Here is a 24,390-nt window from a genome sequence, read left to right as displayed (position 1 = left end):
AGGAGCCTCGCCGCTTGAACGGACACGAATTGGTTTCATCCTCGCCGCGCCAGTCGAAGACCCAGACCGACGCCAATCACTTCGTGCTGACATTCGACAACAACCGCATGGCGAGCGAGCTGTTCGGACAGTTCGACCAGAACCTCAAATTGATCGAGCAGCGCCTGCATGTGGATGCGCGGGCGCGGGGCAATTCGGTGTCGATTTCCGGCGAAACCGCGGCCACCGATCAGGCCCGCCGTGCGCTCGACTATCTCTACAGCCGCCTGCAGAAGGGTGGCACGATCGAGCCTTCCGACGTCGAGGGGGCGATCCGCATGGCCGTGGCGGCCGACGACCAGCTGCAGCTGCCGACCATGGAGCGTAAGGCGAAATTGAATCTCGCACAGATTTCGACCCGCAAGAAGACGATCGCGGCGCGCACGCCGACGCAGGATGCCTATATCCGCGCGCTGGAGCGCTCCGAGCTTGTGTTCGGTGTCGGCCCGGCCGGAACCGGCAAGACCTATCTTGCCGTTGCCTATGCGGCGCAGCTTCTGGAGCGCGGCGTCGTCGATCGCATCATCCTGTCCCGCCCGGCTGTCGAAGCCGGCGAACGGCTGGGTTTCCTGCCCGGCGACATGAAAGAGAAGGTCGATCCCTACCTGCGACCGCTCTACGATGCGCTCTACGACATGATGCCGGGCGACAAGGTGGAACGCGCCATCACCGCCAATGTCATCGAAATTGCACCGCTGGCCTTCATGCGCGGCCGGACGCTTGCCAATGCGGCCGTCATTCTGGACGAAGCGCAGAACACGACATCCATGCAGATGAAGATGTTCCTGACGCGGCTCGGCGAGAACGGCCGAATGATCGTGACCGGCGATCCGAGCCAGGTCGACCTGCCGCGTGGCGTCAAGTCCGGCCTGGTCGAAGCGCTGCAGATCCTGAAGGGCGTCGAGGGCGTCTCCGTCGTTCGCTTCAAGGATGTCGATGTCGTGCGCCATCCCATGGTCGCGCGTATCGTTCGCGCTTACGAATCAACCACCGCCGTGCCGGACGAGAGCGAGCCGATGGACCGCTGAGGTCCATCCGGGTGTCATGATGACCACGCTCGATATCCAGATCAGCATCGAGGACGGCGCTTGGGCGGCGGAAGAGACGTTGCAGGCGCTGGCCGAGACAGCGCTCGATGCTGCGGCGCGCTTTCTCGTGGAGACGGAGGGGCAGCCCTTTCCCGAGACGCCACCCGAAGTATCGCTGCTTTTTACCGACGACGAGACGATCCGCGGCATCAACGCCGAGTGGCGCGGGCAGGACAAGCCGACCAACGTCCTGTCCTTCCCTGCTTTTCCGCTTGTGCCCGGCGGCCGGCCGGGTCCGATGCTGGGTGATATCATCCTCGCCGAAGAGACGATCGCGCGCGAATCAGCCGAGCTCGACAAGCCGTTCGAGGCGCATCTGACCCACCTCCTCGTGCATGGTTTCCTGCATCTCTTCGGCTATGACCACCTGGAAAGCGACGAGGCGGAACGAATGGAATCGCTGGAGACTCGCATTTTGGCCGGTCTTGGGCTATCTGATCCCTATGGGGACAGTGATCCCGTTTGACGATTTGGAACGATGAGCGACTTCAGAACACAGTCGACGGCGGTCTCGCATGACGATGGCGAGGCTTCCAGCCAGGACGAGCCGGGCAGTAGTAGCCCCGCCGCGTCGAGGCATGAAACCGGCAGGCAGCCTTCCTTCTGGACCCGCGCGGCTCGTTTGTGGCGCAGCCCCAATGGCGCGACGATCCGCGAGGATCTTGCCGATGCGCTGCTGGCGGATCCGGGCACGGATGCGGTCTTCTCCGCGCCCGAACGGGCGATGCTCAACAATATTCTGCGCTTCCGTGAGGTTCGCGTCGCCGATGTCATGGTGCCACGCGCCGATATCGAGGCGGTGGACCAGAGCATGACCATCGGCGAGCTGATGCTGATCTTCGAGGAATCCGGCCGCTCGCGCATGCCGGTCTACAATGAAAGCCTCGATGATCCGCGTGGCATGGTCCACATCCGCGATCTTCTCTCCTATGTCACGCGTGCGGCCCGCAGCCGGCGTGACGGGCCGCCGCGTCCGCCGGCCTCGCCGCCTGCCATTGCCATTGCCGAGCAGGGGGACAAGACGCTGCGCCAGCCGCGCGCCGGCTTCGATCTCGCCCGCGTCGATCTCAACGAAACGCTGGAAGCCTCGGGGATCGTGCGCCAGGTTCTGTTCGTGCCGCCGTCCATGCATGCCGCCGACCTGATGCAGCGCATGCAGACCGCCCGGATCCAGATGGCGCTGGTCATCGATGAATATGGCGGTACGGATGGTCTCGCCTCGCTCGAGGATATCGTCGAACTCGTGGTCGGCGATATCGAAGACGAGCATGACGACGAGGAAACCATGTTCACCCGCACCTCGGACGATGTCTTCGTCGCCGATGCCCGGGTGGAGCTGGAAGAGATCGCCGAGGCGATCGGCCCGGATTTCGACGTGCGCGAACAGCTCGAGGATGTCGATACGCTGGGTGGTCTCGTTTTCGCCACGCTCGGCCATATCCCGGTTCGGGGCGAAGTGGTGCATGTCATCCCGGGCTTCGAGCTTCAGGTGCTGGAGGCCGATCCGCGCCGGGTGAAGCGCGTGCGCATCATCCGCAAGCGCCCGCCCGCCCGCAGGCGGCAGCGGGAGGGAGAGGACGGAGCGACCGGGCTTCCTTCCGGCACGACCATGGCGGGGCAGGGGCCTTCCGACCACGGCGCTCGGCACGATGCCTGACAATTCCTGACGCTCCCTCCGGACGACAGGACAGGGCAAGGCTTCTCTGAAACACTGCCCGCGAACTGATTCGAAGTCGGGGGCTTACATGGAGTGGCTTGCAGGCAGGGTGATGCTGGTCTCCGGCATGCGCCGTGCGGGGTTGGCGGTGCTGGCGGGCCTGCTCACGGTTCTGGCGCTGCCGCCGTTCGATATTTTTGCCGTCCCCTTCCTGACATTCCCCGTGCTCGTCTGGCTGATCGATGGCGTGTCCGGCAATCCGGACCACGGGGTCCTGCGCCGCGCTCTGCCGGGGTTCGTCGTCGGCTGGTGCTTCGGTTTCGGCTATCTGGCCGGCAGCCTCTGGTGGCTCGGGACGGCGTTGATGGTCGAGGCCGATACGTTTGCCTGGGCCTTGCCCTTGGCCGTGCTCGGCCTTCCCGCCTTTCTGGCGCTCTATTACGGACTTGCCGGCTACATCGCGCGGCTCGTCTGGTCCGACGGGATCGGGAGGATTGCCGCGCTCGCCGCCACTTTCGGCCTGGCGGAGTGGCTGCGCGGCCTGCTGCTCACCGGCTTTCCCTGGAACGCCATCGGCTACACGGCCATGCCGGTGCCGATAATGATGCAGTCCTCCGCCGTCATCGGCGTGGCGGGCATGAACGTCGCCTCCGTCTTCGTCTATGCCATGCCCGCTCTCATCGGCACGCGCCGCGGCATGCGGCTCGGCCTCGGCCTGGCCGCGCTGCTCGTTGTCGGTCATCTCGGCTATGGCGCCTATCGGCTCTCGCTGCCGGCGCCGGCACCGCTCGATCCGCCGCTCACCGTGCGCATCGTCCAGCCGCTGATCGACCAGGCCAAGAAGCTCGACAGCGGCGAGCGGGCCTCCGTCTTCGAGGCGCATCTGGCGCTCAGCGCCGCGCCTGTGGAAGGGGAGGGCCGGCGGCCGGATCTCATCGTCTGGCCGGAAACGGCGGTCCCCTTCATCCTGACCGACAATCCGGATGCGCTGGCGCGGATGGCCGAGGTGCTGCAGGACGGGCAGATGCTGATCACCGGCGCCGTGCGCACCGAGGATGCCGGCACGGGCCTGCCGCCGCGCTACTACAATTCCATCTACGTCATCGACGATCGCGGCCAGATCGTCGGCGCCGCCGACAAGGTGCATCTGGTGCCCTTCGGCGAATATCTGCCTTTCGAGGATCTCTTCGCCAAGGCGGGTCTGAGCGCCGTTGCAGCCTCCATGCCGGGCGGGTTTTCCGGCGCGGCCAACCACACCATCCTGACGCTGCCCGGCGGTCGCACGCTCTTCCCGCTCATCTGCTACGAGGCGATCTTCCCCGGCGAACTCGGCAATGGACCGCTGTCCACGGCAGCCCTGCTCAACGTCACCAATGATGCCTGGTTCGGGGAAACGCCCGGTCCCTACCAGCATTTCCAGCAGGCTCGGCTGCGGGCAGTGGAAACCGGCGTGCCGATGATTCGTGGCGCCAATTCCGGCATTTCGGCGCTGGTGGATGCGCGGGGCCAAGTGGTGAAGGGGCTCGATCTCGGCGCGCGCGGCTTCATCGACATCGATCTGCCGAGCCGGATTGCCCCAGCTTTCACGCCGGAGGAGCAGGGGCGTAACGCCCTGTTCATCACGCTGTTCGCCGCCGCCGTGGCACTGTTTTCGCGCCTTGGTTTTCGCCTGCCGAAGAATTGACCGAAAATGCTGAAATCTGCATAGTGCCGCCGGCCAGACTGGCCGGCGGGCATTGGCTCTGCCCGCTGCATGACGTCATGCGGCCGGCCCTCAAATGAACCGGGGTCGGAGCAGAGTGCACACTCGGCGAATGGGAACATGCAATGATTGAAAACAAGAAGAAGCCGAATCCGATCGACATCCATGTTGGCAGTCGCATCCGGCTTCGCAGAACCATGCTGGGTATGAGCCAGGAGAAGCTGGGCGAAAGCCTTGGCATCACCTTCCAGCAGATTCAGAAGTATGAAAAGGGCACGAATCGCGTCGGCGCCAGCCGGCTGCAGAATATTTCGGCCATTCTGAACGTTCCCGTCTCCTTTTTCTTCGAAGATGCGCCGGGAGACGCAGCAGCCGGCGCGCCGGCCGGGCTGGCGGAGGCGTCCAGCTCCAACTATGTCGTCGACTTTCTGTCATCCTCCGAAGGCCTGCAGCTCAACCGCTCCTTCGTGAAGATCTCCGACCCCAAGGTGCGGCGCAAGATCGTCGACCTCGTCAAGGCACTGGCCGCCGATTCCGACGCCGACTGATCACCGAATAGACGCTTCATCGACGCCGTGTATCCGGGTTCCGGCTGCACGGCGTTTCTGCGTGAGCTTCGCGCAAGCCATGGGGCGCAACCATCCGCTCCGGTGGGATCGTTCGCGTCCAGGCCAGAAGGATATAAAGATATATTTATATGCTTGTGCGCTTGTTTTTTGCCGAGACTGTCTCTACACCGTGTGAGCACTTTTCTTTGAGGGGACGTCCCGCATGCGCGCCAATTATCTCTTCACCTCGGAGTCCGTCGCCGAAGGGCATCCGGACAAGGTCTGCGACAGAATCTCCGACGAAATCGTCGATCTCGTCTATCGCGAGGCTTCCAAGACAGGTGTCGATCCCTGGAGCGTCCGGATTGCCTGCGAAACGCTGGCCACGACGAACCGCGTGATCATTGCCGGCGAGGTGCGCCTGCCGCCGAGCCTGATGAAGAAGGACAAGGCGGGCGAAGACGTCATCAATCCGGTCAAGTTCAAGTCCGCCGCCCGCAAGGCGATCCGCGAGATCGGCTACGAGCAGTCCGGCTTTCACTGGAAGAGTGCCAAGATCGACGTGCTCCTGCATTCGCAGTCTGCCGATATCGCGCAGGGCGTCGACAATGCCTCCGACCGCCAGGGCGACGAGGGCGCCGGCGACCAGGGGATCATGTTCGGCTATGCCTGCCGGGAAACCGCCGATCTCATGCCGGCCCCGATCTATTACTCCCACCGCATCCTCGCCTTGCTGGCCGCTGCCCGCAAGAAGGGCGAGGGCGATGCCGCCCGGCTCGGCCCCGATGCCAAGAGTCAGGTGACCGTGCGCTATGTCGATGGCAAGCCGAAGGAAGTCGCCTCCATCGTGCTCTCGACCCAGCATCTCGATGAGGCCTGGGATTCCGCCAAGGTGCGTGCCGTGGTCGAGCCCTATATCCGCGAGGCACTGAGCGACATCGAGATCGCCGAAGACTGCCAGTGGTACATCAACCCGACCGGCAAGTTCGTCATCGGCGGTCCGGATGGCGATGCCGGCCTGACCGGACGCAAGATCATTGTCGACACCTATGGCGGGGCTGCGCCGCATGGCGGCGGCGCCTTCTCCGGCAAGGACACGACCAAGGTCGACCGGTCGGCTGCCTATGTCGCCCGCTATCTCGCCAAGAACGTCGTGGCCGCCGGCCTTGCCGACCGCTGCACGATCCAGCTCTCCTATGCGATCGGCGTCGCCCAGCCGCTGTCGGTCTATGTCGATCTGCACGGCACGGGCAAGGTCACCGAAGACGAGGTCGAAGCCGCGATCCGCAAGACCATCGACCTCTCCCCGTCGGGCATCCGCCGGCATCTCGATCTCAACAAGCCGATCTATGCCAAGACGGCCGCCTATGGCCATTTCGGCCGCAAGGCCGGGCGCGACGGCTCCTTCTCCTGGGAGAAGCTCGATCTCGTCAAGCCGCTGAAGGATGCGCTCAAGGCAGCCTGACGCACCGCGCTTGGCCGCACGCGCCGGCGCGGATTCCATTCCGCTCCGCAGCGAAATGCTTTAGACGACAGCGGATGCCCCTCAGGGCGTCCGTTTTTTATTTGGAGACCAAACGAATGACCGAGCCGCGAGGAAGCCGCGCAACGGAAGCCTTTTTCGGCCGGCGCAAGGGCAAGCCGCTGCGCGCCAGCCAGGCCGCGCATCTGGATACGGTTCTGCCGAGGCTCAAGCTCGACCTTGCTTCTCCGGCGCCGGCTGCGCTGGCAACGCTTTTCCCGCATCCGGTGGAAAGACTTCGCCTGGAAATCGGCTTTGGCGGCGGCGAGCATCTGATCCACCGCGCCACGGAGGAGCCTGCGACCGGCTTTATCGGCGTGGAGCCCTTCGTCAACTCCATGGCCAAGCTGATCGGCAGCATCGAGGCCGCCGGCGCGCGCAACATCCGGCTCTACGACGATGACGCGACCCTCGTGCTCGACTGGCTGCCTGAGGCGTCGATCGACCAGATCGACCTGCTCTATCCCGATCCCTGGCCGAAGCGGAAGCACTGGAAGCGCCGCTTCGTGTCGAGCGTCAATCTCGACCGGTTCGCGCGCGTGCTCAAGCCGGGCGGGACCTTCTGCTTCGCCTCCGACATCGACACCTATGTCAACTGGACGCTGCTCCATTGCCGCGACCACTTGGCCTTCCGCTGGACGGCGCGCAATGCTGCGGATTGGAAGACCCCGTTCAAGACCTGGCCGAGCACGCGCTACGAAGCGAAAGCCCGCCGCGAGGGACGGGCTTCGGCCTATCTGACGTTCGAGAGGGTCTAGGCGGCGACAGGCCGGCTTAGTGAAGCGTAACGGTCTTCAGATCGTCTTCGGCAGCCTTGAAGAAGGTGCTCGAGCGGTTGTCGGTCAAAAGGATCGGCGTGCCGTCGGCGCCGAACAGCGCCCAGAGGTCGAGCCCCGGTTCCATGGACGGCGCTTCGGGGAAGCAGCGGGAGACCTCGTCGGAGCGCATCTTGCGGATATAGCCGACTTCGCCGGAGCCAAGATGGGCCAGATCGGTTTTCGACAAACGGTTGCTGACGTGCTTCAATCCCATGAACTCTCTCCGTGGCCGGTGGCAGAGGAGCCCGAAGGGCTCATGCGCAGGACCATCCGATTGTGTTTTCATGCGAGGATTTGGCGAAAATCAGCACCAGCGTCGCCAGCCTTGCAGCCGGCAAAGCCTCATCTGCCGGTGATCTCACTCTGAGACCAAAATATTAATTTTCTTTACCATGCGGAGCGGTTCCGGGCGGATGAGATCGACGGAGAGCAGGCCGTTGCGCAACTGCGCGCCGCGAACCTCCATGCCGTCCGCCAGCACGAACATGCGCTGGAATTGGCGGGAGGCGATGCCGCGGTGGAGATAGTCGCGGTCCTCCACTTCGGTCTGGCGACCGCGGATGATCAGCTGGTTCTCCTCCACCGTGACGTCGAGATCGTCCTCGGAGAAGCCCGCCACGGCAAGCGTGATTCGCAGGAGATCCGGCTCGCCTGCGAGGCTGCTGCGCACGCGCTCGATATTGTAGGGAGGGTAGCCGTCATTGCCCTTGGCAATCCGCTCCAGGGTCTTTTCCATCGTGTCGAAACCCAGCATCAGCGGGCTCGAAAAAGGCGTCACGCGCGTCATGTCTCGTCCTTGAAAATGCAAGCGACAGGGACGGACCTGCACGGCAGCCTCCGTCACGGCGGAAATATGGGTGGCGGACGGCACTTCCGCAAGCGGCGCGCCGAGCCACAGGTGCCGCGTCACGGTGAATTGAGGCCGTCGGTGAGCGAGAAAGCGATTGCGGTTCGCAGGGCGATGCGGCACGCATGAGCCGAGGCGACTGGGCGCCTGCGGTTCGGGGCGAACCCGCGCGGGCCAGCGCATGTGACAACGACGATGGGAAAGGACCCGTGCATGAGCCAGCCGAGAAAGATCATCATCGACACCGATCCCGGGCAGGATGACGCCGCGGCCATCATGCTGGCCTTGGCAAGCCCGGAGGAGATCGAGGTTCTCGGCATCACGGCCGTCGCCGGCAATGTGCCGCTCAGCTGGACGCAGCGCAATGTCCGCGTCATCTGCGAGCTCTGCAGCCGGCCGGACATCAAGGTCTATGCAGGCGCCGACCGCCCGCTCAAGCGCCCGCTGATCACGGCGGAATATGTGCACGGGGCAACAGGCCTCGACGGCCCGACCCTTCCCGAGCCGACCATGCCGCTTCAGGAGGGGCATGCGGTCGACTTCATCATCGACACTCTGCGGCGCGAACCGGAAGGCAGCGTCACGCTCTGCACGCTCGGGGCTTTGACCAATATCGCGCTCGTGCTGCAGAAGGCGCCCGACGTCGCATCCCGCGTGCGCGAGCTGGTTATGATGGGCGGCGGGTTCTTCGAGGGCGGCAACATTACGCCCGCCGCCGAATTCAACATCTATGTCGATCCCGAAGCGGCCGACATGGTCTTCAAATCCGGTATCCCGATCGTCATGATGCCGCTCGATGTCACGCACCGCCTGCTGACGCTGAAGGTGCGGGTCGACAAGATCCGGGCGATCGGCACGCGGCCGGCCGTCGCCATGGCCGAGATGCTGGACTTCTTCGAGCGGTTCGATGTGGAGAAGTACGGCACAGATGGTGGGCCGCTGCATGATCCGACCGTGACGGCCTATCTGATCCGGCCGGAGCTCTTCACCGGTCGCGACTGCAATGTCGAGATCGAGACCCAGTCCGAGCTGACCGTCGGCATGACGGTGGTGGACTGGTGGCAGGTGACCAAGCGGCCGCACAATGCCAAGGTCATGCGCTTCGTCGACGATCAGGGCTTCTTCGACCTGCTGACCGAGCGTCTAGCCCGGCTGTAGAACAGGACGACGCCGCGCTTCGCTTCGGACGCGCGGCGTGAACAGGCTGCGATCGGGCCGCAGCCCCGTCTCAGAAATAGTTGCGCCACCAGCTGCGCGGCTCGGACTGGGTGGCGGCACCCAGTGCATAGCCGACCACCATGCCGAGCGCGGTCGCCAGAATCACGACGCCGCCAATGCCGACAGGATGTTCGCGGGTCGCTTCCGCCACGGCGCTGCCTTCGGCCTTGACCTGCTCAAGGGCGCGGCGGGCATGCGGGAGAGCGGCTTCATAGGCCTCGTTGGCGCGGTCGCGGGTGTCGCTATAGGCGCGGGCGCTCTGGGCAGAGATGATCTTCGACAGGCGGGAGACTTCCTCGCGAAGCGCAGTGATTTCGGAATCGGCGGACGGTGCCATCAGGGTTCTCCAATGCGGCACTTCGGCGCGTGAGTTCAGGGTGCGGATGCGCCGAATGCCAAGGTTCATTTAAGACGTCCCTTAACGCCGCTCCGCCTGCATTGGTTCCGATAGCGCACAGCGCATCCGCAGGCTGGTCACGCACCGTCTCAGCAGACGAGCGGCGCCCTCAAAGGGCGGCGTCCACCTCGCTTGCCAGCGGGATCGCCGGTTGGGCGCCGGGCTTCAGGCAGGCGAGCGATCCGGCAATCGCCGCGCGCGACAGCGCCTCTTCAAAGGCGAGACCGGCATCGAGCCCCGCCGCCAGATAGCCACAGAAGGTGTCGCCGGCGCCCACCGTGTCGACCGGCTCGATCACCAGCCCCTTGGCACGGTAGAAGGCACCTTCGTGAAGGGCGATGACGCCGTCCGCGCCGAGCGTAACGATGACGGTCTGGCCGGTTTCCTCGACCAGCGTGCGCATCGCAAGTTCCCGCTCCTCGGAGGAAAGGCGGTCTCGACCGGCCAGGCGCTCGAACTCGGTTTCGTTGGCAACGACGATCGCCGCCATGCGGCCAAGGGCGGCGGCGTGCTCGGTCAGCGGCGCGATGTTGATGATCGAGCGGATCTTGCGGGCCCGCGCCTCCGTCAGCGCCGTCTCCACCGCGCCGGTCGGGATCTCGAGCTGCAGCACCAGCGTGTCAGTGGGCGACAGTGCGGCGACGGTGGCGCGCGCATCGGCGTCCGTCATGGTGCCATTCGCCCCGGCCACGACGACGATCATGTTCTCCCCGTCGCCGCCGACCAGGATATGGGCCGTGCCGGTTGGCAGATCGGCGGTCTTCACCGCGCTCAAATCCGTTCCCGCTGCCCGCATCAGGGCCAGCGCGTCCTTGGCGAAACTGTCGGATCCGACGGCCCCGGCCATGCGCACGCCGGCGCCGGCGCGTGTCGCCGCCAGCGCCTGGTTGGCACCCTTGCCGCCGGCGGCGGTGGAAAAGCCGTTGCCTTCCACCGTTTCGCCCGGCTTCGGCAGCCGCGCCGTGGTGGCGATGAGATCCATATTGATGGAGCCGAACACCGTGATCATAGGAACCTCCCGCTGACATGCCTTCTGCGCCGTTCCGACGCATGGGGCGCGACACTGCCCGAGCCGATCAGTCCTCGTCAACCACGCGCAGCTTCAATGCGCCGAGCCGCGGTTCGGCGGCGGGGGCCGGCTGTGCCGCGGGCTCGCCGAGTTCCAGCGCCTCGATCCGGGTGCCGCGGCGCTTTACCTTGTCGGAGGAGATAAGAATATCGTCCACATCCTTCTGCGTGGCGGTGAAGTGGCCGTGGAGCTTGCGCACCCGGTCGTCCAGCCGCGTCAGATCCTCCATCAGCCGGACCACCTCGTTCTGGATCAGATGTGCCTGCTCGCGCATCCGCTGGTCGCGCGAGATCGACTGCACCACCTGGATCGACAGCATGAGCAGCGAAGGCGAGACGATGACGACCCGCGCCTTGTGCGCCTTCTGCACCAGGCTTTCGAAATGCTCGTGGATATCCGCAAAGATCGATTCGGAGGGAACGAAGAGAAAGGCGGTTTCCTGGGTTTCGCCGGCGATCAGATATTTGCTGGAAATATCGCGGATATGGACATCCATGTCCCGCCGGAACTGCTGGGCGCTCGCGCGCGCCAGCTCCGGATCCTTGGCTGCGCGCATGGCGTTCCAGGCTTCCAGCGGAAACTTGGCGTCGATCACCAGCTGCGGCTGCCCGTTCGGCATGCGGATCGTGCAGTCGGGTCGGGCGCCGTTCGAAAGCGTCGCCTGGAAGGCATAGCCGCCCTGCGGCAGGCCATCGGCGACGATCGCCTCCATTCTACCCTGGCCGAAGGCACCACGCGTCTGCTTGTTGGCGAGAATTTGCTGCAGCCCGGCCATGTCCTTCGCCAGCGTCTGGATATTGGTCTGCGCGGCGTCGATCACCGCCAGCCGCTCCTGCAGGCGGCGCAGGTTCTCATGCGTCGTGCGGGTCTGCTCGCCGATCGTGGCGCCGATCCGCTGGGTCATCCCGTCGAGGCGCTGGTTGAGCGACTGATTGAGCTCGGACTGGCGGCTGCCGAAGATCTCGGCCAGCGTCGCCATCCGGCCCTGCATTTCGCCCTGGGCTGCCAGAAGCGCCGCCATGCGCTGGTCCGATTCCACCGCGCGGCGGCGGGCACCCCGCGCGGTGACAGCCAGAATGAGGAGGGCAAGAAGGACGAGTGCGCAGACGGCGAGCGCAAGGAGAAGACCAGCCGGCGGCAATCCGGTGGCGGCGGCGAGGGGAGAAAGCAGCTCTGTCATGGCATGAGGCTAACAGGATCGCAGGCAAATTCCAGATCAAAGCAAGAACATCGAGACGTTTTGCGCGCGATTTCAGCGATTGGCCACCGTTCGAACAATTCCCAGGCCGGAAAAGATCGGTTATCAGAGCGCCATGACCATCAAGCCGCTCATCATCCTTCCCGATCCCGTCCTCCGCCAGGTCTCCGCGCCGCTGGAGCGCGTTGACGACGCCGTGAAGCGGCTCGCCGACGATATGCTCGAGACCATGTATGATGCGCCCGGCATCGGCCTTGCCGCCATCCAGATCGGCGTGCCGCGCCGCATGCTGGTGATCGACGTGGCGAAGGAGGGCGAGGAGAAGGCGCCGCAGGTCTTCATCAATCCGGAAATTCTCGGCTCCTCCGAGGCGCGCTCGACCTATGAGGAAGGCTGTCTCTCGATCCCCGACTATTATGCGGAGGTCGAACGTCCGGCTGCCATTACGCTACGCTATCTCGACCGCGAAGGAGCGGAGCGGCAGATGGAGGCCGATGGCCTGCTCGCCACCTGCCTCCAGCATGAGATCGACCATCTGAACGGCGTGCTGTTCATCGACCATATTTCCAAGCTGAAGCGGGAAATGGTCATCCGCAAATTCACCAAAGCGGCGAAGATGCGCGGGTCGAAGGCGATCTGACAGGCCGAGCCGCACGAAGCCTATCGGATCGTTGCATGCAACATGCTGCCGCGGATCGCGATCTCCGGCTTGGCGCCTTGCGTGTTGGGCAGCCGGCTGTCGATCCGGGATGCGGTCGCCTCCATGACATAGCTGATGGCCGTGCCGACGGTGGCGGCCTCGTCGTTTCCACGGGAACAACGATCAGCCTTGCGCTCTTTTCCTGGGCGGCCGCCTTCGCGGAACCGGGAGGGGCGGATCGTCCGCCCTTGCCGGAGGAGGAGGATGCCGAGCGTTCCGGCGACGCGACGGGCGGTGCGGATCTCGTCGCAACCGCCGAGGATGCGGCGATCGCCGCGGAGATCGATCGGCTGATGCTGGAGACGGCGCTCTACCGCGATCTCGAACTGAACCTCATGCGTCTCGCCCGCCGGGTCAAGCGACCTGCCCGCGCCGTTTCGCAGGCCATCAACCGGGTGCATGGAATGTCGGTATCAGCTTACGTGAACGGCCTGCGGGTCGCCCAGGCGCAGGCGCTGCTCATTGAGACCGACATGCCGGTGACGCAGCTGGCGCTCGAGGCCGGGTTCATGACCAAATCCAACTTCAACCGCGAGTTCCTGCGCGTGGCGGGCGTGAGCCCGAGTGCCTTCCGGGCGGCAAAAAAGGCTTGATCTATGGCGCGGAAGGGGGTTTGAACGATCCTCCAACACGGGACTGCGCCATGTCGCTTCGCATCATCTTCATGGGAACGCCGGATTTTTCCGTGCCGACCCTGGCCGCGCTTGCCGAGGCCGGCCATGAGGTCGTGGCCATCTATACCCAGCCGCCGCGCCCCGGCGGGCGGCGTGGGCTCGATCTGCAGAAGTCGCCCGTTCACCAGGCGGCAGAGCTGCTCGGCAAGCCGGTACTGACGCCCGTGAACTTCAAGGACGAGGCGGACCGCGAGACCTTTCGCGCCTTCGAAGCGGATGTCGCGGTCGTGGTTGCCTATGGCCTGCTGCTGCCGCAGGCCATTCTGGAGGGGACCCGGCTCGGCTGCTACAACGGCCATGCCTCGCTGCTGCCACGCTGGCGCGGTGCCGCGCCGATCCAGCGGGCGATCATGGCCGGCGACCGGAAAACCGGCATGATGGTGATGAAGATGGAGAAGGGGCTGGACACCGGCCCCGTGGCCCTGAGCGAGATCGTGCCGATCCAGACCGACATGACGGCCGGCGAACTGCACGACCGGCTGAAGCTGGTCAGCGCCCGGCTGATGCGCCAGGCGATGGACCGGCTCGAAGCGGGTGCGCTGGCGCTAACGCCGCAGCCGGAAGAGGGCGTGCTCTACGCCGCCAAGATCGACAAGGGGGAAACCCATATCGATTTCTCCCGGCCGGCCAGGGAGGTTCACGACCATATTCGCGGCCTTTCCCCCGCGCCCGGCGCCTGGTTCGAGCTGGAGGTGGGTGGTCGGCGCGAACGGGTCAAAGTGCTCGGCTCGACAATCGAGACGGCAAGCGGGACGGTCGGCACGGCGCTGTTCGACGATCTGACGATCGCCTGCGGGCATGGCGCCGTGCGGCTGACGCGGCTGCAGAAGGCCGGCGGCAAGGTGCTCGATGCGGAAACCTTCCGCCGCGGCACGCCCGTTCCGGCCGGAACAAGGCTGTTCTGATGCCGCGCTTCCGCATGACGGTGGAGTATGACGGCTGGTCCTATGTCGGCTGGCAGCGGCAGGAGAACGGCGCTTCGGTTCAGGGGGCGATCGAAGGCGCGATCCTGCGCCTGACCGGCGAAACCGTGTCGATCCGTGGCGCCGGGCGCACGGATTCCGGCGTTCACGCGCGCGGGCAGGTGGCCCATGCCGATCTTTCCCGCGACTGGAAGCCGGACACGCTGCGCAATGCGCTCAATGCCCATCTCGGCCAGGCCGGCGAGCAGGTGGCGATCCTCGATGTGGCGGCGGTGGACGAGGGGTTCGATGCGCGCTTCTCCGCCGTCCGCCGGCACTATCTGTACCGCATCCTCTGCCGCCGCTCGCCGCCGGCGCTGGAGGCGCGGCGCGTCTGGTGGGTGGTCAAGCCGCTCGATGCCGCGCGCATGCACGAGGCGGCGCAGGTGCTGACCGGCCAGCACGACTTCACCACCTTCCGCTCCGCCCATTGCCAGGCCAACAGTCCGGTGCGCACGCTGGATCGGCTGGATGTGACGCAAGACGGCGACGTGATCGAGATCCGCGCCAGCGCCCAGAGCTTCCTGCACAACCAGATCCGTTCGCTGGCCGGGACGCTGAAGCTTGCCGGCGAGGGCAAGTGGAGCGTGGAAGATGTCCGTGCCGCGCTTCAGGCCCGCGACCGCAAGGCCTGCGGCCCGGTGGCGCCGCCGGAGGGGCTCTATTTCATGCAGGTGGACTACTGAGCCGCGCTTCGCTCAGGGCGGCAGCAGTTCGAAGAAGCGCTGCAGCATGTTGCCGACCATCAGCGGCGGCAGGACGAGAATGACGCAGAGCGTGCTCGCCAGCAGCGTCTGGTTTTCCCCCGTCACGGCTTTCAGGACACGGTAGGTGGCGATCAGCATCGCGACCAGCAGCGTGATCGACAGCATGGCGGAAAGCCCCTCGCTACCCGGAACGACGAGACGGATCGCCGCCGGCAGGGCCATGCCGTAGAAGACCGGGATCGACAGCCAGTTGGTCGAGACGATGATGGCGATCAGCGCATCGGCAAAGCCGAGCGGCCCGGACAGCGCGGCAATCAGGATCAGCGGCATCAGCCAAGTGATGACATCCACCAGGAAGAGCTTGAAGATGAAGGCCATGCCGGCCTCGCTGCCGCTCGGCATCTCGGCCAGAAACATCATCCGCCACGAGGCCCAGCTGACCGCCATGGCCGGCAGGCACCAAAGAATGGCGCCGAACGACCGCCAGACGCCGCGTGGCGTCAGGTCCAGCCAGCGGAACCCTTCGCTCTTGCCCTGCACGAGCAGCCAGATACCCCTGAGGTAGATGCCGATCTCCTCAAGCTGCGGCATCGCGCCCGTCTTTCTGCTCGAACCAGCGTTCCAGGAAGGCCAGATAGATGCCGGTCAGGGTTTCGAGATCGGCGAGCGCCACGCGCTCGTCCACCATATGCATGGTCTGTCCGACCAAGCCGAACTCGACCACCGGGCAATGATCCTTGATGAAGCGGGCATCGGAGGTGCCGCCGGTGGTCGAAAGCGTCGGCTCACGTCCGGTCACGCTCTCAATGGCCGAGGAGAGCGAAGCAATCAGCTGGTTGCTGCGGGTGAGGAACACCGGGCTCGGGCGCTCCGTCCAGGCGATTTCGTAGCGCACCGGCTCGCGCTCGGGCCGGAGCCGGCCTTCTGCCGCCGCGCGATCGAGCCGGCCGACGATCTCCGCCTTCAGGCTCTCGGCCGACCAGCGATCGTTGAAGCGGATGTTGAACCGGGCGCTCGCCCGCGCCGGGATGACGTTGACCGCCGGATTGCCGACATCGACCGTCGTGACTTCGAGATTCGACGGCTGGAAATCGCTGGTGCCGGCATCGAAGGGCGGATCCATCAAGGCGGTCGTCAATTGCAAGAGCCCGCGCACCGGGTTGTCGGCGAGATGCGGATAGGCCGCATGGCCCTGAATGCCGTGGACGGTGAGCGTGCCCGACAGCGAGCCACGACGCCCGATCTTGATCATGTCGCCCAGCGCCTGCGGATTGGTCGGCTCGCCGACGACGGCGGCATCCCAACGCTCGCCGCGGGCCACCGCCCAGTCGAGCAGCTTGGTGGTGCCGTTGATCGCCGGCCCTTCTTCGTCGCCCGTAATCAGGAAGGAGATCGAGCCCCTGGGCGCGCCGTGGCGGTCGAGATAGCGGGCGACGGCGGCAACGAAACAGGCGATGCCGCCTTTCATATCCACCGCCCCACGACCAAACATCATCCCGTCCGACACTGCTGCGCTGAAGGGCGGATGCGACCACTGGCTCTCGTCGCCAACGGGCACCACGTCCGTATGGCCGGCAAACATCAGATGCGGCCCTTCGTTCCCAAGGCGAGCGTAGAGATTGTCGATATCCGGCGTGCCGTGCTCGGTTGCGACAACGCGCTCGACGGCAAAGCCAAGCGGGGTCAGCATGTCGGTCAAGGCCGACAGCGCCCCGCCTTCGGCCGGCGTGACGGAGGGGCAGCGGATCAATGCGGCGAGAAGGTCGGCTGGATCTGTGGGAAGAGGCATGGACGTCCAGGAAGAGGCGGGACTGAAGATTCGGCCACAAGGTCTAGCCGATCCCCAACGGCCTGTCACGGCATACAGGCCGCCGATGCCCTTGTCGCTTCCGGAAGGATAGGGTATCCCCCTATGCTATGTCGCACCTTTCCAAGAACAAGGCGAAGCTGCTCGCCCGTGTCCGCCGGCTGAAGGGCCAGATCGAAGCCATCGAGCGGGCGATCGAGGCGGAGGAGCCCTGCGGCGCGGTCTTGAACCAGGTCGCCTCCGTGCGCGGTGCTGTCACCGGGCTGACCGCCGAACTGATCGAGGATCACATCCGCAACCATGTGGTGGATCCCGCCCGCGAAACGGATCCGGACCGTGCCCAGGGCGCCGCGGACCTGATCGACGTCATGAGGACCTATTTGAAATGACCCCCGAAGAGCCGCGGCTGGCCAGCCGCCATCAGCATGTCTTCCTCGGCGAAGACCATCAGCGCAACGAGACACGGACCTGGATCGTCATCGGCCTGACGACAGCGACGATGGTGCTCGAAATCGTGGCCGGTTCGCTGTTCGGCTCCATGGCGCTGGTGGCGGACGGCTGGCACATGTCCACCCATGCGGCGGCGCTGATGATCGCCGCGCTTGCCTATCTCTACGCCCGCCGCCACGCGCGCGATCCGCGCTTCACCTTCGGCACCGGCAAGCTGGGCGATCTCGCGGGATTTGCCAGCGCGATCGTGCTTGCCCTGGTGGCGCTGTTCATTGCCTGGGAAAGCGCGCAGCGGCTGATGGCGCCGGTACCGATCGATTTCGGCCAGGCCATTGCCGTTGCAAGCTTCGGCCTTGCGATCAACCTGCTCTGCGCCTTCCTGCTCGGCGACCACGGCCATGCGCATGGCCACCACCACGGCCATCATCACGGGCATACGCATGGCCATGGACATCACGGTCACGATCATCATGCCCATGCCCATGCACATCACGAGCACGATCACCATGGCCACTCCCACCACGCTCATCACGACCATGCCCACCAGAGCGAGGACCATCCGCCTGCCGCGGCGCCGCTCTCCTCGCGTCCGGTGCGCGACAACAATTTGCGCGGCGCCTATCTGCATGTGCTGGCCGATGCGCTGACCTCCGTCCTCGCCATTGCGGCGCTGCTGCTCGGCTCGCTCTATGGCTGGACCTGGCTTGACCCGGCCATCGGCATTCTGGGGGCGCTCGTCATTGCACGCTGGTCCTTCAGCCTGGTGCGCGATACCGGCCGGGTGCTGATCGACTTCGTGCCGGAGGATGAAAGCCTGCCCGGCGAGATCCGCCGGGTCATCGAGGCGGAGGGGGCGCAGGTCAATGATCTGCATGTCTGGCAGCTCGGGCCCGGCCATCACGGCGCCATCGTCTCGCTCGCCGCACGCAGACCGGCACCGCCCGCCTTCTACCGCGACAAGCTCAGCCATCTCGCCGCGCTCTCGCATGTCACGATCGAGGTCGAGCCGGCTTAAGGTAAGCGTATACTTTCGCTATTGGCCCTCGCCTTGCTCGGTTTCGGCGCTATGTTCGGGTGTTCCGGCGCTGCGCGTGCCGGCCTCCCCGATCACACCGAAACGGCAAGGACGCATCCACCATGCGCTACAATCAATTCGGCAATACAGGACTTTTCGTTTCCGAGCTCTGCCTCGGCACCATGACCTTCGGCGAAGCCGGCAGTGGCACTACCTGGGGTGCGATCGCCGATGTCGACCAGGCTTCGGCCAATCGCATCGTCGAGCGAGCGCTCTCCGCAGGTGTCAACTTCATCGACACAGCCGATGTCTACTCCTTCGGCCAGTCGGAGCGGATGCTGGGCCAGGCCTTGAAGGACCTCTCCATCCCCCGCAAGGATGTGGTGATCGCCACCAAGGTCTTCGGCCAGATGGGCGACAAGCCCAATGATCGCGGCGCCTCGCGCGGCCATATCATGGATTCGGTCGAACAAAGCCTCGAGCGGCTGCAGACCGACCATATCGATCTCTACCAGGTCCACGGGACCGATCCGGTCACGCCGATCGAGGAGACGCTGCGGGCGCTGGACGATCTCGTCTCGCGCGGCCTCGTTCGCTATGTCGGGCTTTCCAACTGGCAGGCCTGGCGCATCGCCAAGGCGCTGGGCATTTCCGAGCGCAAGGGTTTCGCCCGGGCAGAAAGCCTGCAGGCCTATTACTCCATCGCCGGCCGCGACCTCGAACGCGAGATCGTGCCGCTGCTCACCGAAGAGAAGATCGGCCTCATGGTCTGGTCGCCGCTCGCCGGTGGGCTGCTGTCCGGCAAATACGGCCCGGGCGCGCCCGGTAATGGCGAAGGCCGCCGTGCCAATTTCGACTTCCCGCCGGTGGAGCAGGATCGCGCCTGGGCCTGCGTGGCGGCCATGCGCGAGGTGGGTGCCAAGCATGGCGCAAGCGTTGCCGAAGTGGCGCTCGCCTATCTTCTCGCCAAGCCCTTCGTCACCAGCGTCATCATCGGCGCCAAGCGGATCGAGCAGCTGGACGAGAACCTGAAGGCCGTGGCGCTGACGCTCGATGCCGACGATCTCGCCAAGCTCGACGAAGTGAGTGCCCTGCCGCCGGAATATCCGGGCTGGATGCTGGCCCGTCAGGGCGCGGCGCGCATCCCCCAGCCCTTCACGCCGAAGGGCTGAGGCGGGCTTGCGGCACTAGTGGTCTGATTTTGACATTCGCTACCGCTTGCTGAACCCTCGAGAGCAATGTCAAAATCATGAAGACCACTAGCTAGGTTTATGTTTCTAGTGGAATTTACGAATTTGACATTTGATCCTCGAGATCGCCGCAGGTGGGTACCAAATGTCTAAATCATTCCACTAGTCGCGCAGGAGCTCGTTGATGCCGGTCTTGGAGCGGGTCTTCTCATCGACCCGCTTCACGATCACCGCGCAGTAGAGGTTCGGAGCCGGCTGACCGTTCGCCATGGTCTTGTCGGAAGGCAGCGAGCCGGCGACGACGACGGAGTAGGGCGGCACCTCGCCATAGGTGATCTCGCCGGTGGCGCGATCGACGATCTTGGTCGACTTGCCGATGAAGACGCCCATGCCGAGCACCGACCCCTCGCGCACGATGCAGCCTTCGACCACCTCGGAGCGCGCGCCGATGAAGCAATTGTCCTCGATGATCGTCGGGCCGGCCTGCATGGGTTCCAGCACGCCGCCGATGCCGACGCCGCCCGAGAGATGCACATGGGCGCCGATCTGTGCGCAGGAGCCGACGGTGGCCCAGGTATCGACCATCGTGCCTTCGCCGACATAGGCGCCGAGATTGACGAAGGACGGCATCAGGATCGCGTTCGGCGCGATATAGGCCGAGCGGCGGACAACGCAGTTCGGCACGGCCCGGAAGCCGGCGCGTTCGAACTCGTTGACGCTCCAGCCGTCGAACTTGGAGGGCACCTTGTCCCACCAGACCGACTGGCCGGGCCCGCCCTTGACGATTTCCATCGGGTTCAGCCGGAAGGAAAGCAGCACGGCCTTCTTTAGCCACTGGTTGACCGTCCAGGTGCCATCGTCCCCGCGCTCGGCCACGCGGGCCTTGCCGGCGTCAAGCAGGTTCAGCGCGGTTTCCACCGCGTCGCGCACTTCGCCCTTGGTGCCAGTGCCGATCGTGTCGCGGTTGTCGAAGGCGGTATCGATCGTCTGGGCAAGGGTGGCGAGATCGGCGCTGGTCATCGCGGGTCCTTCTTCAAAGGCTCGAGGGGAAAAACTCACCCGCTGTAAATCAAGCTCAGGCAAAGTTGAAGTGTTTTTCAGTTGCGGCCGGCGGAGACGCATTGTCTATGTCCGGCCTTCACCCAGAGACAACGGTAAGCAGCGACGAAAGTCGGACAGGACTGACAATGGCACGGATGAAGAAGCGCAATTTGCGACGCAAGGATGGGGCATGGGATGCACTGGCCGATAGCGGCGAGGCAAAAAACCGCGCCGCCGGCGTGCCGGCAACGCCACAGTCAGTCTCGCCCTCCTATCGGCTGGCCTATGCCGATGACGAGTTTCTCTGCCGGGAAGAGCTTCGGCCGATCCGGCTGCAGCTGGAGCTTCTGAAAACCGAAATGGCGCTGACCGAGCGCGGCATCACCTCCACCGTCGTCATGTTCGGCGGCGCCCGCATTCCGGCGCCGGGGCAGGCCGCCCGGGCGGCAAAGAACGAGGTGCAGCGCGCCAGCCTGGAAGCGGCATCGGTCTATTATGACGAAGCCCGCAAGTTCGCGCAGATCTGCTCGCGCCATGCAGCGCAGTCCGGCTATAAGGATTTCGTCATCGTCACCGGCGGCGGCCCGGGCGTGATGGAAGCGGGCAATCGCGGCGCTGCCGATGTCGGCGCTCCCTCGATCGGCCTCAACGTCGTGCTGCCGCACGAACAGGCTCCAAACGCCTATGTGACGCCGGAGCTCTCCTTCAACTTCCATTACTTCGCCATTCGCAAGATGCATTTCCTCGTGCGGGCCAAGGCGGTCACCGTCTTCCCCGGCGGCTTCGGCACCCTCGACGAGCTGTTCGAGACCGTGACGCTGATGCAGACCGGGCGCATGGCACTCGTGCCGCTCATCCTGTTCGGCGAGTCGTTTTGGCGCTCGATCATCGATTTCGACGCGCTGGCCCGTTTCGGCACGATCGCGCCGGGCGATGTCGACCTCATGCACTTCGTCGAGACCGCGGATGAGGCCTGGGCGATCATCGAGCGGTTCTATGCCAGCGTTGACCCCGCTTCGCTGCCCCTGGCGACGCTCGATCGATAGGGAGCCAGGCAACCGATCGGGTCCTGACGCGTTGTCCCGCGGAAGATGAAACGACTGTTCCAAAGGACAACGCCATGACCGACCGCAGCCTTTCCGATTTCGCAGCCAAGATCCGCGAGATCGATATCTGCATGCTCTCCACACACACCGAGGGCGGGGCGATTGCCGGCCGGCCGATGAGCAACAACCAGCAGGTCGATTACGACGGCGATTCCTACTACTTCACCATGGACGACACCCGCACGGTCGAGGACATCAAGAAGGACCCGAAGGTGGCGCTGAGCTTCCAGGGTGCCAAGGCTTTCCTGATCGCGATCGAGGGCCAAGCCGAACTCATCCGCGACAAGGGCGAGTTCGCCAAGCACTGGTCGCCGGACATCGACACCTGGTTCGAAGATGGAATCGATACGAAGGGCCTGGTGATGATCAAGGTCCACGCCGAGCGCGCACATTACTGGGACGGCGAAGAGGATGGCGAGATCACGCTGAAGAGCCGTCACTGATCGGATCGGTTTCTTCCATTCGACCTGCAGGACCGTGCCACCTGTTTGGCGGCGCGGTCGGACTGCTTCTGCTGTCGCGTTCGCCGCTCCGCCGTTCGCAGCGGAGCGGGCTCGCGTCAGTCAAAGCAGGAAGTAACCGGACTTCAAGGCAAGCGTCGTGGTGAGGTGGATCATGAAATCCGTCTTGCCGTCACCGTTCACATCGCCGCTGATATAGGTGTCCGAGGTCGACTGCACGAAACGCAATTCGCCTGCCTGCTTGGTGAACTTGTCCGAGCCGATGAAGTCGAAGGACTGGTTGCCTTTTGACCGTGTGTTGGCGTCGATGTCGCTGATGTCGATCCGGTCCTTTTGGCGCACCGAAAAGTCGAAGATGGTGTCAGCCGTGCTCTGCTTCAGTCCGGTCTCTCCGTCATCGAAGAGAAAGATGTCGGCGCCGCTGCCACCCGTCAGTGTGTCGATGCCCAAGCCGCCATCGAGCGTGTCCTTGCCCGTACTGCCGCAGAGACGGTCGTCACCTCGGCCACCGAACAGGACGTCGTCTCCGGCACCGCCGCCGATCTGATTGCCACCATCATTGCCGGCCAGTCGATCGTTGAACGCGGAACCCAGAAGGTTCTCGATCGAGCTATAGCTGTCTCCCGCCGCCTCGCCCGTGTTTCCGCTGGGTTTGGCGAGGCTCACCGATAGCCCTGCCGCCGCACCGGCATAGGACGCCGTGTCGAGGCCGCCACCGCCGATGAGGCCATCGCTGCCGCCGCCACCGGACAGAGTGTCGCTGCCGCCGCCGCCGGTCAGCGTGTTGGCGAGTGCGTTTCCGGTCAGCGTGTCGGCAAAGGCCGAGCCGAGCAGGTTCTCGATGGAGATATAGCTGTCGCCTGCCGCATCGCCGGTGTTGGCACTCGGCTTTGCCAGGCTGGCCGAAACGGCCGACGTCGCACTCGCGTAGGACGCGGTGTCCAGCCCTTGGCCGCCATTGAGGGCATCGCCCCCGGATCGGCCGTTCAGTACATTGCCAAGGCTGTTGCCGACAATCGTGTCGTTCCCGGTGCCGCCGATGGCGTTCTCGATCAGGGATGCGGTGTTTCCCTGATATTGCAGGGCGTTGTAGACGCTGCCCCGCGCCGTATGGCCATCGCCGAGATCGGCAAGCTGCGCTGCGTCGAGTGTCGACCATTTGCCCGGTCGCAGGTCGATGCTGAGGGCGGAGGAATAGGCGCTGAAATCATAGGTGTCGGTGCCGCCGCCGTCCCAGACCGTCATGAAGATCTGGTTGCCGCCGGCATCGATGGCCACCGTTCCGTTGACCAGCGTATCGCCCGATCCGGGCGTCCATTGATAGACGGTGGCGCCGGCATTGGTCGTATAGTCGGCGCCGTACATGGCCTGGAGCGCGGCGATGTCGAGCATCATGTAGGTTTGACCGAAGCTCCAGTCGGAGTTGGTCAGTCCACCGTTCACATCGGCGTTTTCATAGGAGCGGTAGGACATGAGGGTAAACTCCATCATGTCCATGTCCTGCGGCACGCCGCCGAAGCTCCATCCTGTCTCATGCGGATGCTTCAAACCGAGCGCATGCCCGACCTCGTGGAGCTGCACATACCAGGCGTAGTTGCCCGCTTGCGGCGTCCGCAGGTCATAGATGGTTCCATCATAGGCCGCGCCGGCCCAGATATCGCCATTGTCGCTTTGATCCGTCGTGATGACGTTGCCCGGAAAATCCGCCACCTGCGCGGTCGGCACGCTGTTGCTGGTCGTGCCGGCAAAGCGGATATGCGTTCCGCTCGTTGAATCGACGTCGCCCTGGCCCTGAACATTCGCGGCGGTGAAACCTTCGAAAGAGAAGCCGACCGCCGCCGTGTTCTGGCTTCCGTCCAGAGCGAAGGCTGCTGCGATTTTCTGCTGGTCCGTGAAGGCACGGAAGTGCGCTGGCAGGTCGGTGCTTCCGCTGGAGGTGTAATTGTAGGCGGAGGATGTCAGCGAGAACGAATAAAAGATCGTCGCATCCGCCCATTTGTGACCGGACAGCAATCCATCAATGTCTTGATCGCCTGTGGCCGTGACCACGGAAATCGTCGTGCCTGCACCGCTCATGCCGCTCCTCCTTGTTTCTGCGCTGACTGAGACGATCACGACAGCGGGAAGCGGGTGCTCAAGCAGACCTCTCGGTGTCAGATAGGTCCCGATCTTCA

The 24,390-nt window shown here is 64.7% G+C and carries 26 protein-coding genes; 17 read left to right on the top strand and 9 right to left on the bottom strand.

The window, feature by feature from the left end; translation table 11 throughout:
- Positions 1–14 precede the first annotated feature (14 nt).
- From U8330_RS16635 to U8330_RS16605, 7 genes are all read left to right on the top strand, one after another.
- Complete coding sequence (locus U8330_RS16635) at positions 15–1,067, top strand: PhoH family protein (protein WP_323106358.1); 1,053 nt, start codon at positions 15–17, stop codon at positions 1,065–1,067.
- 19 nt (positions 1,068–1,086) lie between these two features.
- Positions 1,087–1,593, top strand: a complete 507-nt coding sequence (gene ybeY, locus U8330_RS16630) for an rRNA maturation RNase YbeY (RefSeq protein ID WP_323107329.1) — start codon at positions 1,087–1,089, stop codon at positions 1,591–1,593.
- 12 nt (positions 1,594–1,605) lie between these two features.
- Positions 1,606–2,784 carry a hemolysin family protein gene (locus U8330_RS16625; RefSeq protein WP_323106357.1) on the top strand — a complete coding sequence of 393 codons (1,179 nt, stop codon included), beginning with the start codon at positions 1,606–1,608 and terminating at the stop codon, positions 2,782–2,784.
- 88 nt (positions 2,785–2,872) lie between these two features.
- On the top strand, positions 2,873–4,468 hold the full coding sequence (gene lnt, locus U8330_RS16620) for an apolipoprotein N-acyltransferase (RefSeq protein WP_323106356.1): 1,596 nt from the start codon (positions 2,873–2,875) through the stop codon (positions 4,466–4,468).
- A 143-nt stretch (positions 4,469–4,611) separates the two neighbouring features.
- Positions 4,612–5,034, top strand: a complete 423-nt coding sequence (locus U8330_RS16615) for a helix-turn-helix transcriptional regulator (RefSeq protein WP_323106355.1) — start codon at positions 4,612–4,614, stop codon at positions 5,032–5,034.
- A 223-nt stretch (positions 5,035–5,257) separates the two neighbouring features.
- The gene (gene metK / locus U8330_RS16610; protein ID WP_323106354.1) at positions 5,258–6,499 is read left to right on the top strand and encodes a methionine adenosyltransferase; all 1,242 of its coding nucleotides are present in this window, start codon (positions 5,258–5,260) and stop codon (positions 6,497–6,499) included.
- A 116-nt stretch (positions 6,500–6,615) separates the two neighbouring features.
- Entirely contained in the window at positions 6,616–7,314 is a 699-nt protein-coding gene (locus U8330_RS16605) for a tRNA (guanosine(46)-N(7))-methyltransferase TrmB (protein ID WP_323106353.1), read from the top strand.
- A 16-nt stretch (positions 7,315–7,330) separates the two neighbouring features.
- Here U8330_RS16605 and U8330_RS16600 read toward each other — a convergent pair whose 3' ends face one another.
- Complete coding sequence (locus U8330_RS16600) at positions 7,331–7,588, bottom strand: DUF1150 family protein (RefSeq protein ID WP_323106352.1); 258 nt, start codon at positions 7,586–7,588, stop codon at positions 7,331–7,333.
- Between the two features lie 144 nt (positions 7,589–7,732).
- A complete protein-coding gene (locus U8330_RS16595) occupies positions 7,733–8,161 on the bottom strand; it encodes an Hsp20 family protein (RefSeq protein WP_323106351.1) in 429 nt (142 codons plus the stop codon).
- A gap of 273 nt (positions 8,162–8,434) precedes the next feature.
- Here U8330_RS16595 and U8330_RS16590 point away from each other — a divergent pair, with 273 nt between their 5' ends.
- Entirely contained in the window at positions 8,435–9,379 is a 945-nt protein-coding gene (locus U8330_RS16590; protein ID WP_323106350.1) for a nucleoside hydrolase, read from the top strand.
- 70 nt (positions 9,380–9,449) lie between these two features.
- Here the strand turns inward: U8330_RS16590 and U8330_RS16585 are convergent, their stop codons facing one another.
- The 3 genes from U8330_RS16585 to U8330_RS16575 all read right to left on the bottom strand — a co-directional run bounded on the left by U8330_RS16585 (position 9,450) and on the right by U8330_RS16575 (position 12,085).
- Positions 9,450–9,845, bottom strand: a complete 396-nt coding sequence (locus tag U8330_RS16585; protein WP_416236872.1) for a hypothetical protein — start codon at positions 9,843–9,845, stop codon at positions 9,450–9,452.
- 100 nt (positions 9,846–9,945) lie between these two features.
- Positions 9,946–10,845 (bottom strand): ribokinase, encoded by a 900-nt coding sequence (locus U8330_RS16580; RefSeq protein ID WP_323106349.1) that lies wholly within the window; start codon positions 10,843–10,845, stop codon positions 9,946–9,948.
- A 67-nt stretch (positions 10,846–10,912) separates the two neighbouring features.
- On the bottom strand, positions 10,913–12,085 hold the full coding sequence (locus U8330_RS16575; RefSeq protein ID WP_323106348.1) for a DNA recombination protein RmuC: 1,173 nt from the start codon (positions 12,083–12,085) through the stop codon (positions 10,913–10,915).
- 133 nt (positions 12,086–12,218) lie between these two features.
- Between U8330_RS16575 and def the strand changes: the two genes are divergently transcribed.
- From def to truA, 4 genes are read left to right on the top strand one after another with little or no spacing between them, the layout of a single operon-like run.
- On the top strand, positions 12,219–12,743 hold the full coding sequence (gene def / locus U8330_RS16570) for a peptide deformylase (RefSeq protein WP_323106347.1): 525 nt from the start codon (positions 12,219–12,221) through the stop codon (positions 12,741–12,743).
- Positions 12,744–12,778: 35 nt separating this feature from the next.
- Positions 12,779–13,396 (top strand): AraC family transcriptional regulator, encoded by a 618-nt coding sequence (locus tag U8330_RS16565; RefSeq protein WP_323106346.1) that lies wholly within the window; start codon positions 12,779–12,781, stop codon positions 13,394–13,396.
- Between the two features lie 50 nt (positions 13,397–13,446).
- Positions 13,447–14,382 (top strand): methionyl-tRNA formyltransferase, encoded by a 936-nt coding sequence (fmt, locus tag U8330_RS16560; protein ID WP_323106345.1) that lies wholly within the window; start codon positions 13,447–13,449, stop codon positions 14,380–14,382.
- Entirely contained in the window at positions 14,382–15,125 is a 744-nt protein-coding gene (gene truA / locus U8330_RS16555) for a tRNA pseudouridine(38-40) synthase TruA (RefSeq protein WP_323106344.1), read from the top strand. The genes fmt and truA overlap by 1 nt, the downstream gene beginning before the upstream one ends.
- A gap of 12 nt (positions 15,126–15,137) precedes the next feature.
- On the opposite strand, the gene U8330_RS16550 is transcribed toward truA, so the two are convergent.
- Together U8330_RS16550 and dapE are read right to left on the bottom strand one after the other, a co-directional pair.
- Positions 15,138–15,737 (bottom strand): hypothetical protein, encoded by a 600-nt coding sequence (locus tag U8330_RS16550; RefSeq protein WP_323106343.1) that lies wholly within the window; start codon positions 15,735–15,737, stop codon positions 15,138–15,140.
- A complete protein-coding gene (gene dapE, locus U8330_RS16545; RefSeq protein WP_323106342.1) occupies positions 15,724–16,935 on the bottom strand; it encodes a succinyl-diaminopimelate desuccinylase in 1,212 nt (403 codons plus the stop codon). Before dapE ends, U8330_RS16550 begins: the two co-directional genes overlap by 14 nt.
- Before the next feature lie 128 nt (positions 16,936–17,063).
- On the opposite strand from dapE, the gene U8330_RS16540 reads away from it, so the two are divergent.
- From U8330_RS16540 to U8330_RS16530, 3 genes are all read left to right on the top strand, one after another.
- Entirely contained in the window at positions 17,064–17,342 is a 279-nt protein-coding gene (locus tag U8330_RS16540) for a metal/formaldehyde-sensitive transcriptional repressor (RefSeq protein ID WP_323106341.1), read from the top strand.
- Positions 17,339–18,418, top strand: coding sequence for a CDF family Co(II)/Ni(II) efflux transporter DmeF (gene dmeF / locus U8330_RS16535; protein WP_323106340.1), 1,080 nt, complete (start codon positions 17,339–17,341; stop codon positions 18,416–18,418). Before U8330_RS16540 ends, dmeF begins: the two co-directional genes overlap by 4 nt.
- Before the next feature lie 122 nt (positions 18,419–18,540).
- Positions 18,541–19,590, top strand: a complete 1,050-nt coding sequence (locus U8330_RS16530) for an aldo/keto reductase (protein WP_323106339.1) — start codon at positions 18,541–18,543, stop codon at positions 19,588–19,590.
- Positions 19,591–19,770: 180 nt separating this feature from the next.
- Here U8330_RS16530 and dapD read toward each other — a convergent pair whose 3' ends face one another.
- Positions 19,771–20,628, bottom strand: coding sequence for a 2,3,4,5-tetrahydropyridine-2,6-dicarboxylate N-succinyltransferase (gene dapD / locus U8330_RS16525; RefSeq protein WP_323106338.1), 858 nt, complete (start codon positions 20,626–20,628; stop codon positions 19,771–19,773).
- A 167-nt stretch (positions 20,629–20,795) separates the two neighbouring features.
- Between dapD and U8330_RS16520 the strand changes: the two genes are divergently transcribed.
- On the top strand, positions 20,796–21,695 hold the full coding sequence (locus tag U8330_RS16520; RefSeq protein ID WP_323106337.1) for an LOG family protein: 900 nt from the start codon (positions 20,796–20,798) through the stop codon (positions 21,693–21,695).
- Between the two features lie 74 nt (positions 21,696–21,769).
- Positions 21,770–22,198, top strand: coding sequence for a pyridoxamine 5'-phosphate oxidase family protein (locus tag U8330_RS16515; RefSeq protein ID WP_323106336.1), 429 nt, complete (start codon positions 21,770–21,772; stop codon positions 22,196–22,198).
- 120 nt (positions 22,199–22,318) lie between these two features.
- Here U8330_RS16515 and U8330_RS16510 read toward each other — a convergent pair whose 3' ends face one another.
- Entirely contained in the window at positions 22,319–24,292 is a 1,974-nt protein-coding gene (locus U8330_RS16510; protein ID WP_323106335.1) for a M10 family metallopeptidase, read from the bottom strand.
- Between the last annotated feature and the right edge of the window lie 98 nt (positions 24,293–24,390).

Source organism: Rhizobium sp. CC-YZS058 (genome assembly GCF_034720595.1).
Classification (GTDB): Bacteria; Pseudomonadota; Alphaproteobacteria; order Rhizobiales; family Rhizobiaceae; genus Ferranicluibacter.
Note: the sequence above shows the minus strand (reverse complement) of the source record. Positions and strands in the feature narration are given on the sequence as shown.

Excerpts from the sequence above, each read along its gene's own strand:
- U8330_RS16585 (WP_416236872.1), bottom strand. The coding sequence starts at position 9,845 with ATGAACCTTGGCATTCGGCGCATCCGCACCCTGAACTCACGCGCCGAA.
- U8330_RS16590 (WP_323106350.1), top strand. The coding sequence starts at position 8,435 with ATGAGCCAGCCGAGAAAGATCATCATCGACACCGATCCCGGGCAGGAT.
- truA (WP_323106344.1), top strand. The coding sequence starts at position 14,382 with ATGCCGCGCTTCCGCATGACGGTGGAGTATGACGGCTGGTCCTATGTC.
- U8330_RS16530 (WP_323106339.1), top strand. The coding sequence starts at position 18,541 with ATGCGCTACAATCAATTCGGCAATACAGGACTTTTCGTTTCCGAGCTC.
- dapD (WP_323106338.1), bottom strand. The coding sequence starts at position 20,628 with ATGACCAGCGCCGATCTCGCCACCCTTGCCCAGACGATCGATACCGCC.
- U8330_RS16595 (WP_323106351.1), bottom strand. The coding sequence starts at position 8,161 with ATGACGCGCGTGACGCCTTTTTCGAGCCCGCTGATGCTGGGTTTCGAC.
- def (WP_323106347.1), top strand. The coding sequence starts at position 12,219 with ATGACCATCAAGCCGCTCATCATCCTTCCCGATCCCGTCCTCCGCCAG.
- fmt (WP_323106345.1), top strand. The coding sequence starts at position 13,447 with ATGTCGCTTCGCATCATCTTCATGGGAACGCCGGATTTTTCCGTGCCG.
- metK (WP_323106354.1), top strand. The coding sequence starts at position 5,258 with ATGCGCGCCAATTATCTCTTCACCTCGGAGTCCGTCGCCGAAGGGCAT.
- U8330_RS16615 (WP_323106355.1), top strand. The coding sequence starts at position 4,612 with ATGATTGAAAACAAGAAGAAGCCGAATCCGATCGACATCCATGTTGGC.
- dapE (WP_323106342.1), bottom strand. The coding sequence starts at position 16,935 with ATGCCTCTTCCCACAGATCCAGCCGACCTTCTCGCCGCATTGATCCGC.
- U8330_RS16520 (WP_323106337.1), top strand. The coding sequence starts at position 20,796 with ATGGCACGGATGAAGAAGCGCAATTTGCGACGCAAGGATGGGGCATGG.
- U8330_RS16540 (WP_323106341.1), top strand. The coding sequence starts at position 17,064 with ATGTCGCACCTTTCCAAGAACAAGGCGAAGCTGCTCGCCCGTGTCCGC.
- U8330_RS16575 (WP_323106348.1), bottom strand. The coding sequence starts at position 12,085 with ATGACAGAGCTGCTTTCTCCCCTCGCCGCCGCCACCGGATTGCCGCCG.
- U8330_RS16515 (WP_323106336.1), top strand. The coding sequence starts at position 21,770 with ATGACCGACCGCAGCCTTTCCGATTTCGCAGCCAAGATCCGCGAGATC.
- dmeF (WP_323106340.1), top strand. The coding sequence starts at position 17,339 with ATGACCCCCGAAGAGCCGCGGCTGGCCAGCCGCCATCAGCATGTCTTC.
- ybeY (WP_323107329.1), top strand. The coding sequence starts at position 1,087 with ATGACCACGCTCGATATCCAGATCAGCATCGAGGACGGCGCTTGGGCG.
- U8330_RS16600 (WP_323106352.1), bottom strand. The coding sequence starts at position 7,588 with ATGGGATTGAAGCACGTCAGCAACCGTTTGTCGAAAACCGATCTGGCC.
- lnt (WP_323106356.1), top strand. The coding sequence starts at position 2,873 with ATGGAGTGGCTTGCAGGCAGGGTGATGCTGGTCTCCGGCATGCGCCGT.
- U8330_RS16605 (WP_323106353.1), top strand. The coding sequence starts at position 6,616 with ATGACCGAGCCGCGAGGAAGCCGCGCAACGGAAGCCTTTTTCGGCCGG.
- U8330_RS16625 (WP_323106357.1), top strand. The coding sequence starts at position 1,606 with ATGAGCGACTTCAGAACACAGTCGACGGCGGTCTCGCATGACGATGGC.
- U8330_RS16565 (WP_323106346.1), top strand. The coding sequence starts at position 12,779 with ATGCAACATGCTGCCGCGGATCGCGATCTCCGGCTTGGCGCCTTGCGT.
- U8330_RS16510 (WP_323106335.1), bottom strand. The coding sequence starts at position 24,292 with ATGAGCGGTGCAGGCACGACGATTTCCGTGGTCACGGCCACAGGCGAT.
- U8330_RS16580 (WP_323106349.1), bottom strand. The coding sequence starts at position 10,845 with ATGATCACGGTGTTCGGCTCCATCAATATGGATCTCATCGCCACCACG.
- U8330_RS16550 (WP_323106343.1), bottom strand. The coding sequence starts at position 15,737 with ATGCCGCAGCTTGAGGAGATCGGCATCTACCTCAGGGGTATCTGGCTG.